The organism is Streptomyces milbemycinicus (assembly GCF_002154605.1).
GTDB lineage: Bacteria > Actinomycetota > Actinomycetes > Streptomycetales > Streptomycetaceae > Streptomyces > Streptomyces milbemycinicus.
Window position 1 is genome coordinate 1 of the sequence record NZ_MUNE01000889.1, and the last position, 3,326, is coordinate 3,326.

The 3,326-nt window shown below is 70.4% G+C and carries 1 protein-coding gene; it reads left to right on the plus strand.

The genetic code is table 11. The annotated features are described in order from the left end of the window. A partial coding sequence (locus CCN51_RS48390) for an acyltransferase domain-containing protein (protein ID WP_143676156.1) occupies positions 1–3,326 on the plus strand: 3,326 nt, incomplete at both ends.

The window sequence follows — 3,326 nt, forward strand, 5'->3', positions numbered from 1 at the left end:
TGGTCGTGTGGTGTTGGTGTTCCCGGGTCAGGGTTCGCAGTGGGCCGGGATGGCTGTGGAGTTGCTGGAATCTTCGGCGGTGTTCGCTGAGCGTTTTGCCGACTGTGGCCGGGCGTTGGCGGAGTTTGTTGACTGGGATCTTGAGGCGGTGGTGCGGCAGGCGCCGAGTGCTGTGTCGTTGGAGCGGGTGGATGTGGTGCAGCCGGTGTTGTGGGCTGTGATGGTGTCGTTGGCTGAGTTGTGGCGTTCGTTTGGTGTTGTGCCTTCGGCGGTGGTGGGGCATTCGCAGGGTGAGATTGCGGCTGCGTGTGTGGCTGGAGCTTTGTCTTTGCGTGATGGGGCGAGGGTGGTGGCGTTGCGGTCGCGGGCGATTGCTGAGGGTTTGGCCGGGTTGGGTGGTATGGCGTCGGTGTCGTTGGCGGCTGAGGAGGTGGGGGAGCGGGTTGCTGCGTGGGGTGGTCGTTTGTCGGTGGCGACGGTGAATGGTCCGGCTTCGGTGGTGGTGGCTGGTGAGGTTGGGGCGTTGGAGGAGTTGCTGGCGGGTTGTGAGGCGGAGGGTGTGCGGGCGCGTCGTATTGCGGTGGATTATGCGTCTCATTCCGCTCAGGTTGAGGTGATCGAGGGGCGGTTGGCGGAGCTGCTTGAGGGTGTTGAGTCGCGGTCGTCTTCGGTGCCGTTCTATTCGACGGTGACTGGTGGGCTTGTTGATACGGCTGAGTTGGGTGCTGGTTATTGGTATCGCAATCTGCGGCAGACGGTTCGGTTTGAGGAGACGGTCGGGGCGATCCTGGATGGAGGGGACGCGGTTTTCGTGGAGGTGTCGCCGCACCCGGTGTTGGTTGTGGGTGTTCAGGAGACTGTTGAGGCGCGGGGTGCGGAGGGGAGTGTTGTCGTTGGTTCGCTGCGGCGTGGTGAGGGTGGTCTGGCGCGCTTTGTGACTTCGGTGGCCGAGGCATGGGTCCACGGTGTCGCGGTCGACTGGGCGGGTGTGTTCGCGGGGGCGTCGCGGGTGGATCTGCCGACGTATGCCTTCCAGCGCAAGCGCTACTGGCTGGAGCCCCAGGCCGGGGCGGTCGGCAGCGGCACCGCGTCCAGCCTCGGGCTCGGCTCCGCAGAGCATCCGCTCCTCGGTGCGGCTGTGGAACTCGCCGGTGCAGAGGGGCTGTTGCTCACCGGACGACTCTCGCTCCAGACCCACGCCTGGCTTGCGGATCACACAGTGGCGGACAGCGTACTGCTGCCCGGCACCGCGTTCGTCGAGCTCGCCATCCGCGCAGGCGACCAGGTTGGCTGTGAGGTTGTCGAGGAACTGACGATCCAGGCTCCGCTCGTCCTCCCGGCGCGCGGCGGCGTACAGCTGCAGCTCACGGTCGGCGAGCCGGACGGCTCGGGACGGCGGTCCCTGAACGTCTACTCCCGTGCGGGCGATGCCTCGGCCGAGGAGCCGTGGACCTGCCACGCCACAGGTGTGCTCGGCATGGGTGCGAGGCTTGACGCCTCGGTGGCGCAGCGCGTCGCGGATCTCGCGGGCGTTTGGCCTCCGGAGGGCGCAGTCGCGGTCGGGACGGATGATCTGTACGAGCGCTTCGCCGCCGCAGGCTACGGGTACGGCCCGCTCTTCCAGGGTCTGCGGGCGGCCTGGCGACGCGGGGACCAGGTCTTCGCCGAGGTCGCGCTCGGCGAGGACCAGCAGGCCGAGGCCGCCCGCTTCGGCATCCACCCGGCGCTGCTCGACGCAGCCCTGCATGGGCTGCGCCTCGGCGGATTCTTCCCCGACGACCGCCAGGTGCGGCTGCCGTTCGCCTGGCGCGGAGTGACGCTGCGGGCGGCGGGCGCCTCGATGCTGCGGGTCGCGCTGGCCCCGGCCGGCACTGACGCGGTGTCCGTGACGGTGGCCGACGGCGCGGGCGAACTGGTGGCCGCGGTGGACTCGCTGGTCGTACGGCCGGTGGATCCCGACCGGCTGGCCGCGGCCCGTGGCGGAGAGCAGCACGACTCCCTGTACCGGGTGGACTGGACGGCCGTTCCGCACATCGCCTCGGGCGGTGCGGCGACGGCGGCCATTTGGGCGGTGCTGGGAGAGTCCGAGGCGGACCTGCCACTCGCAGTCCTGGGCGCCGGGGAAGCGGTGTACCAGGACCTGGACGCGCTGGGCGCGGCCGTCGCCGCGGGCGGCACGGTGCCCCCGGTGGTGTTGGTCCCTTGCGTGGCCCCGGCCACGGACCGCGGCATGGCCGAGGATGTGCGCACGGGTCTGTTCCGGGTTCTTGAGGTGGTGCAGGCCTGGCTGGCGGACGGGCGGTTCGCCGGATCGCGCCTGGTGGCCGTCACCCGGGGCGCGATGGCGGCCGAGTCCGGCGAGGATGTACGGAACTTGGCCGCGGCCTCGGTGTGGGGGCTGCTGAGGTCGGCGCAGTCCGAGAACCCCGGCCGTTTCCTGCTGCTCGACATCGACACGGACGAGACTTCGCGCGAGGTGCTGCCTGCCGCGGTCGAGTGGGCGATGGCTCAGGACGAGACGCAGGTGGCGCTGCGCGCCGGCGAGGTGCGGGTGCCACGCATGGCGCGGATCGCGCGGGACGGAACGCTCACGCCGCCTGCCGGTGTGTCCGCGTGGCGCCTCGAAATACCGAATAAGGGCTCGTTCGGCAACCTGCGGCTGCTGGAGCACCCTGCGGCGGCTGCGCCCCTCACCGCAGGCGAGGTCCGCGTCCGGGTACGGGCGGCCGGGCTCAACTTCCGCGATGTGGTGCTCGCGCTGGGCGTCGTACCCGACCAGGATGTGATGGGCAGCGAGGCCGCGGGCATCGTGGCCGAGGTCGGTCCCGGAGTCACTGACCTGGCCCCCGGCGATCGGGTGATGGGACTGTTCGCCGGGGCCTTCGGCCCGCTGGCGGTGACTGACCGGCGGATGCTCGCCCCGATGCCGACCGGCTGGACGTTCGAGCAGGCGGCGTCCGTGTCGATCGTGTTCCTGACCGCGTACTACGGACTGCGGGACCTCGCCGGGCTGCGGGCGGGCGAGTCGGTGCTGGTGCACGCGGCCGCCGGTGGCGTGGGCATGGCTGCGGTGCAGCTGGCCCGGCACTGGGGCGCTGAGGTCTTCGGCACGGCCAGTGAGGGCAAGTGGGACACGCTGCGCGCCTCCGGCCTCGACGATGCGCACATCGCCAACTCGCGCACGCTGGAGTTCGAGGAACGTTTCCTGGCCGAGACCGAAGGCCGGGGCGTGGATGTCGTGCTGGACTCCTTGGCCCGGGAGTTCGTGGACGCCTCACTGCGGCTGCTGCCGCGCGGCGGGCGCTTCCTGGAGATGGGCAAGACCG